At 71.6% G+C, this 6,672-nt stretch carries 6 protein-coding genes; 5 read left to right on the forward strand and 1 reads right to left on the reverse strand.

Annotated elements, in window-relative coordinates; translation table 11 throughout:
• Positions 1-46: 46 nt before the first annotated feature.
• On the reverse strand, positions 47-361 hold the full coding sequence (locus tag ASF96_RS16230) for a YbjQ family protein (protein WP_055832815.1): 315 nt from the start codon (positions 359-361) through the stop codon (positions 47-49).
• Positions 362-573: 212 nt separating this feature from the next.
• On the opposite strand from ASF96_RS16230, the gene ASF96_RS16235 reads away from it, so the two are divergent.
• The 5 genes from ASF96_RS16235 (at position 574) to ASF96_RS16255 (ending at position 6,273) form a co-directional block, all read left to right on the forward strand.
• Positions 574-1,203: a GntR family transcriptional regulator gene (locus tag ASF96_RS16235; protein ID WP_055941018.1), complete on the forward strand. Its 630-nt coding sequence runs from the start codon at positions 574-576 to the stop codon at positions 1,201-1,203.
• Positions 1,200-2,726, forward strand: a complete 1,527-nt coding sequence (locus ASF96_RS16240; protein ID WP_055941021.1) for an MmgE/PrpD family protein — start codon at positions 1,200-1,202, stop codon at positions 2,724-2,726. The genes ASF96_RS16235 and ASF96_RS16240 overlap by 4 nt, the downstream gene beginning before the upstream one ends.
• 76 nt (positions 2,727-2,802) lie before the next feature.
• Positions 2,803-3,702 (forward strand): methylisocitrate lyase, encoded by a 900-nt coding sequence (gene prpB, locus ASF96_RS16245; protein ID WP_055941024.1) that lies wholly within the window; start codon positions 2,803-2,805, stop codon positions 3,700-3,702.
• Between the two features lie 208 nt (positions 3,703-3,910).
• Complete coding sequence (locus tag ASF96_RS16250; protein WP_055941027.1) at positions 3,911-5,095, forward strand: bifunctional 2-methylcitrate synthase/citrate synthase; 1,185 nt, start codon at positions 3,911-3,913, stop codon at positions 5,093-5,095.
• Entirely contained in the window at positions 5,095-6,273 is a 1,179-nt protein-coding gene (locus tag ASF96_RS16255) for a thiolase family protein (RefSeq protein WP_055941031.1), read from the forward strand. Before ASF96_RS16250 ends, ASF96_RS16255 begins: the two co-directional genes overlap by 1 nt.
• Positions 6,274-6,672 lie beyond the last annotated feature (399 nt).

Consider the following 6,672-nt stretch of genomic DNA (forward strand, 5'->3'; position numbering starts at 1 on the left):
GAAATCCGGCACCTCGCGCGTAAGGAGCGCGACGGGTGCGGCGGGATCAGGCCAGCTTCACGGCCGTGCCGTAGGCGACGACCTCCTGGAAGTTCTGCGCGACCTCGCTCGTGTCGAATCGCATCGCGATGACCGCGTCGGCGCCCAGGGCCTGCGCCTGCTCGACGAGGCGCTGCTTGGCTTCGTCGCGGCTCTGCTGCAGCTGCTTCGTGAGGCCCTCGAGCTCGCCGCCGAAGATCGACTTGAGGCCGGCGCCGAACTGCACGCCGATGTTGCGGGCGCGCACGGTGAGGCCGGTCACCTCGCCGTACACCTCGACGATCTGGCGGCCGGGGACATCGTTCATGGTTGTGACGAGCATGCGCCCAGTGTGGCAGCGCGGCGGGCGGGCGCGCCAGTGCGGATCCGCGACGCGGGGCGGCGAGTCGAGCGGATGCCGAGCGGTGCGGCGGTGAGCGAGAGGGCGGCCGCGATGCCGCCCGCTGGCGACGCCGTGTGTATACCCAGGGGGCTCCTGTCGGCTGGCCATCCGTCCAAACGGCGCGTAATGTATACACGACGAGGGGGTGCGGTATGCGAGCAGGAGAACGGGCCTACGCGACCCTCCTCGACGAGATCCAGACGGGCGCTCTCGCCCCCGGAACCGTCCTCGGCGAGGTGGAGCAGTCCACCCGCCTCGGTGTCAGTCGCACCCCCCTGCGCGAGGCATTACGTCGGCTGGCATCCGATGGTCTCGTCGCCCAGGCCTCGCCGCGCGTCACCGTCGTGGCCGGGATCGACGCCGACGACATCCGGGCGCTGTTCGAACTCCGCCGCGCCCTCGAGACCCAGGCGGCGCGCAGCGCCACGGTTCGAGGCGACGGTCGCCTCTTCACGGCGCTCGCGGGCGAGTTCGCCGCCGTCGACACCGCCGATGCCGACGCGTACTACTCCCTCATCGCGCGCTTCGACGCCCGGATCGACGACGCCGTCGCCAACCCCTACCTCTCGGCGGCCCTCCGCAGCGTCCGCACCCACCTCGTGCGCGTGCGGCGCATGGCACGCGACAACCCCCTCCGCCTCTCGGCCTCCGCCGGGGAGCATGAACTGATCGCGCGAGCGATCGGCGCCGGCGATCCCGAACTCGCCGCCCACGCCACCCACGTGCACCTGCACAACGCCCTCACCACCATCCTCGAAGCCCTCACGGAGGACCCCTCATGACGATCACCCACCACGTGCGCGTACACCGCAGCGACGAGAACCTCGCTCGCGAGGGACAGCTCGCCTGGGCGCTCGCCCGGGTCGCCACCGACGCCGTCGCGGTCGACGACGACGTGATCGACATGATCGTGAACCGCCTCATCGACAACGCCGCCGTCGCCGCCGCGTCGATCACGCGGCAGCCGGTCAGCGCCGCGCGCCAGCAGGCACTCGATCACGCCGTGTCGATCGGCGGATCCGGCGCCACGGTGTTCGGCTGCGCGCTCGAACGCCGCTCCAGCCCCGAGTGGGCCGCGTGGGCCAACGGGGTGGCCGTGCGCGAGCTCGACTACCACGACACCTTCCTCGCCGCCGACTACTCGCACCCCGGCGACAACATCCCGCCCGTGCTCGCCGTCGCGCAGCACACGGGACGTGACGGCGCCGCCGTGGTGCGCGCCCTGGCCACGGCGTACGAGATCCAGATCGACCTCGTGCGCGCGATCTCGCTGCACAAGCACAAGATCGACCACGTCGCCCACCTCGGCCCCGCCGCGGCCGCCGGTATCGGCACCCTGCTCGACCTCGACCAGGAGACGATCTACCAGGCCATCGGTCAGGCCCTGCACACCACCACCGCCACGCGCCAGTCGCGCAAGGGCGAGATCTCGACCTGGAAGGCGCACGCCCCCGCCTTCGCGGGGAAGATGGCGATCGAGGCCGTCGACCGGGCGATGCGCGGCGAGACCAGTCCCTCGCCGATCTACGAGGGCGAGGACGGCGTCATCGCGTGGATGCTCGACGGCCCCCAGGCCTCGTACGACGTGCCGCTGCCCGCCGAGGGCGAGAGCAAGCGCGGCATCCTCGACTCGTACACGAAGGAGCACTCGGCCGAGTACCAGGCGCAGGCCTGGATCGACCTGGCCCGCCGCCTGGGCACGGAGCGTCCCGACCTGCGCGACCCCGCGAACGTGGCATCCATCGTGCTGCACACCAGCCACCACACGCACTACGTGATCGGCTCGGGGGCGAACGACCCGCAGAAGTACGACCCGACCGCGTCGCGCGAGACGCTCGACCACTCGATCCCGTACATCTTCGCCGTCGCCCTGCAGGACGGCGCGTGGCACCACGTCGACTCCTATGCGCCGGAGCGCGCGGGCCGGGACGACACGGTGGCCCTCTGGCACAAGGTCACCACGGCCGAGGATGCCGAGTGGACGCGCCGCTACCACTCGGAGGATCCGAACGAGAAGGCGTTCGGCGGCCGCGTGGTCATCACGCTGAACGACGGTTCGACGGTGCAGGACGAGATCGCCGTCGCCGACGCCCACCCGCTCGGCGCCCGTCCGTTCGCGCGTGAGGACTACATCCGCAAGTTCCGCACGCTCGCCGAACCCGTGCTGCAGCCGGAGGAGATCGAGCGCTTCCTCGAGCTCGTGCAGCGTCTGCCCGAACTGACTCCCGCCGAGGTCATGCAGCTCACGATCGTGGCGAAGCCCGGCGTGCTGGCCCTGGCCCCCGCCCCGAAGGGGCTGTTCTGATGCGCGGCGGCGGATGCGCGCCCGAGAAGCCCGAGCCGCCGGTGCGCGAGCTCCACACCCCCGAGGGAGCCCGCTGATGCTGTACGCCCAGACCACCCCGCAGCAGAAGCGTCGCGCGCTGCGCGAGAAGCTGGCATCCGGAGAACTCGTGCGGATGCCGGGAGCCTTCAACCCGCTGTCGGCTCGGCTCATCGAGCGCAAGGGCTTTGAGGGCGTGTACATCTCGGGGGCCGTCATCTCGGCCGACCTGGGCCTGCCCGACATCGGCCTGACGACGCTCACCGAGGTCGCCGGACGCGGGCAGCAGATCGCGCGCATGACGGAGCTGCCGGCGATCATCGACGCCGACACCGGGTTCGGCGAGCCGATGAACGTCGCCCGCACGATCCAGACGCTCGAAGACGCGGGGCTCGCCGGCACGCACATCGAGGACCAGGTGAATCCGAAGCGCTGCGGGCACCTCGACGGGAAGAGCGTCGTAGATGCCGACACCGCGATCAAGCGCATCCGCGCGGCCGTCGACGCCCGGCGCGACCCTGACTTCCTCATCATGGCGCGCACCGACGTGCGGGCCGTCGAGGGACTGGATGCCGCGATCGACCGCGCGAAGGCCCTGGTCGACGCCGGCGCCGACGCGATCTTCCCCGAGGCGATGCGCGACCTCGGCGAGTTCGAGGCGATGAGCACCGCGCTGGACGTGCCGATCCTGGCCAACATGACCGAGTTCGGCAAGAGCGAGCTGTTCTCCACCGCCCAGCTGCAGGACGCCGGGGTGAACCTGGTCATCTGGCCGGTGTCGCTGCTGCGCCTCGCGATGGGCGCCGCCGGTCGGGGCCTGGATGCCCTGGCATCCGAGGGGCACCTGCGCGAGCAGCTCGGCGAGATGCAGCACCGCGCCGACCTGTACGACCTCATCGACTACGAGGGCTACACGCGCTTCGACGCCGACGTGTTCGACTTCACCGTCGAGCGCTGAGGCGGCGGCAGGCCAGCGTGTCCCACTCCGTGCAGGTTATGCGCCTGTTTTCTGCTCGAAGTGGGACACGGCGGGTTCGCGACGGCGAGGTGTCCCACTCCGTGCAGGTTATGCGCCTGTTTTCTGCACCAAGTGGGACACGGGTGGGTTGCCGGTAGGCGGCCGAGGTGAGACAGAGTAGAACCGAGCACGACTCGAGGGAGAGACGATGACCGACATCAAGAAGGGCCTCGCCGGCGTCACGGTCGACGAGACCGCCATCAGCAAGGTCAACCCCGACACCAACAGCCTGCTGTACCGCGGGTACCCCGTGCAGGAGCTCGCCGCGACGCAGCCGTTCGAGGCGGTGGCGTACCTGCTGTGGAACGGTGAGCTTCCGGATGCCGCGCAGCTCGACGCCCTGCGCCAGGTCGAGCGTCAGCATCGGGCGCTTCCTGACGACGTCCGCGCCGCGATCGACCTGCTGCCCACCTCGGCGCACCCGATGGATGAGGTGCGCACCGCCGTGAGCGTGATCGGCGCGCGCGAGACCGCGGGCATCGCGAACGTGATGGATGCCGTGGGCACCCCCGAAGAGAACCTCGAGCGCAGCATCCGCCTGTGGGCGCAGCTGCCCGCCGTGGTCGCGTACGGTCAGCGCCGCCGGCGGGGCGAGGAGCTCATCGAGCCCCGCGACGACCTGGAGTACTCGGCCAACTTCCTGTGGATGACGTTCGGCGAGGAGTCCGACCCCGTCGTCGTCGACGCCTTCAATCGCTCGATGATCCTGTACGCCGAGCACTCCTTCAATGCCTCGACGTTCACCGCGCGCGTGATCGCGTCGACGCTCAGCGACCTGTACTCCGCCGTCGTCGGGGCGATCGGCGCGCTCAAGGGGCCGCTGCACGGCGGCGCCAACGAGGCCGTGCTGCACGTGTTCGACGAGATCGGTTCGGCCGAGAACGTCGGCCCCTGGCTCGACACCGCCCTGGGCGAGAAGCGCAAGATCATGGGCTTCGGTCACCGCGTGTACAAGCGCGGCGACTCGCGTGTGCCCACGATGAAGGCCGCGCTGGACACCCTCGTCGCCCACTACGACCGCCCCGACGTCGCCGCGCTGTACGACGCGCTCGAGAGCCAGTTCGTGGAGCGGAAGGGCATCTACCCCAACCTCGACTACCCCTCGGGTCCGGCGTATGCGCTGTTGGGCTTCGACACGCTCACCTTCACGCCCCTGTTCGTGGCCGCGCGCATCACCGGCTGGACGGCGCACATCCGCGAGCAGCAGGCGTCGAACGCCCTCATCCGGCCCCTGTCGGAGTACGTCGGCCCCGATGAGCGGCACATCGCGGGGTACGTCCCCGACGAAGCCGTGATCGACGCCCAGGAGCGCCCCGAAGAGGCGGCGGGCTGATGACCGCACCGCGCATCGTGGTCGTGTCGGGGGCGCGCACGCCCATCGGCTCCTTCGGCGGGGCGCTGTCGGGCGTCGATGCCTTCGAGCTCGGCGCCGTGGCCGTGACCGAGGCGCTCCGGCGAGCGGGCGTCGACAAGGATGCCGTCGACGAGGTCGTGATGGGCTGCATCGCCCAGAACGGCCCCGACGCCTACAACGCCCGCCGCGTCGCGCTCGCTGCGGGGCTGCCGACCCGCGTCCCCGCCTTCACGGTGAACCGCCTCTGCGGTTCGGGCCTGCAGGCGATCTGGTCGGCGGCGCAGGAACTGCGCTGGGGTGGCATCGACGTCGCGGTGGCCGGCGGCGACGAGAGCATGTCGCGCACCCCCTTCCTCGATTACGGTGCTCGCGGAAACGCCCGGCTCGGCGACCGCACGCTGCTCGACGGCACGCTCGCGATCCTCACCGACCCCTTCAGCGGCCGGCACATGGGAACGACGGCCGAGGTCGTGGCATCCCGGTACTCCGTCTCGCGCGAGGAGCAGGACGCCTTCGCGGTCGAGAGCCAGCGCAGGGCGGCGACGGATGCCGCGCGCGCTGCCTTCGCCGAGGAGATCGTGCCCGTGACCACCGGCGGTAAGCGGCCGGTCGAGGTCTCGGTCGACGAGCATCCGCGACCCGGCACCACGAGGGAGGCGCTCGCGGGGCTCCGCCCGGCATTCGAGAAGGACGGGTCGGTGACGGCGGGCAACTCGTCGGGCATCAACGACGGCGCCGCCGCGACCGTGCTCATGCGCGAGGACGACGTGCGCGAGCGCGGCTTGACGGGCCTCGTCACCCTGGAGGCCGTGACGACCGCGGGCGTCGACCCCGAGATCATGGGCTACGCCCCCGTGCTCGCGCTGCAGCGGCTGTGGGAGCAGACCGGGCTCACCCCCGCCGACGTCGACGTGATCGAGCTGAACGAGGCCTTCGCCGCTCAAGCGGTCGCCGTGATCCGCGACGCCGGACTCGACCCCGAGAAGGTGAACCCGTACGGAGGCGCGATCGCCCTGGGTCACCCGGTGGGCGCGACGGGCGCCATCTTGACGGTGCGGGCGGCCCTCGACCTGCAGCGCCGCGACCTCGAGTACGCGGTCGTGACGATGTGCATCGGCGGCGGCCAGGCGCTGGCGGCGCTGCTGCGGCGGTACTGACGCCCCGGCGTGCACAACGGCGGGGCCGGCTGGCGGCGCGCCGTCGTGGGGGTGGGGTGATCGGCGTGTCGGCTGTGTCGTCCGCGGTTGTGCGCGCTCCGGCGGCGCCTCGGGGCCGCGATACTGCGGTGCCGTTGGACTGGATGATCGCGTCGAGCGGGGGCTGAGGTCGCGCGGCACGGCCGGGTCGGGGCGGCGTGCACGACGGCGGGGCCGGCTGGCGGCGCGCCGTCGTGGGGGTGGGGTGATCGGCGTGTCGGCTGTGTCGTCCGCGGTTGTGCGCGCTCCGGCGGCGCCTCGGGGCTGAGGTCGCGCGGCACGGCCGGGTCGGGGCGGCGTGCACGACGGCGGGGCCGGCTGGCGGCGCGCCGTCGTGGGGGTGGGGTGATCGGCGTGTCG

The organism is Microbacterium sp. Leaf179 (genome assembly GCF_001423785.1).
Taxonomy (GTDB): Bacteria; Actinomycetota; Actinomycetes; order Actinomycetales; family Microbacteriaceae; genus Microbacterium.

Coding starts and splice junctions, on each gene's coding strand:
- ASF96_RS16230 (WP_055832815.1), bottom strand. CDS start 361: ATGCTCGTCACAACCATGAACGATGTCCCCGGCCGCCAGATCGTCGAG.
- ASF96_RS16235 (WP_055941018.1), top strand. CDS start 574: ATGCGAGCAGGAGAACGGGCCTACGCGACCCTCCTCGACGAGATCCAG.
- ASF96_RS16240 (WP_055941021.1), top strand. CDS start 1,200: ATGACGATCACCCACCACGTGCGCGTACACCGCAGCGACGAGAACCTC.
- prpB (WP_055941024.1), top strand. CDS start 2,803: ATGCTGTACGCCCAGACCACCCCGCAGCAGAAGCGTCGCGCGCTGCGC.
- ASF96_RS16250 (WP_055941027.1), top strand. CDS start 3,911: ATGACCGACATCAAGAAGGGCCTCGCCGGCGTCACGGTCGACGAGACC.
- ASF96_RS16255 (WP_055941031.1), top strand. CDS start 5,095: ATGACCGCACCGCGCATCGTGGTCGTGTCGGGGGCGCGCACGCCCATC.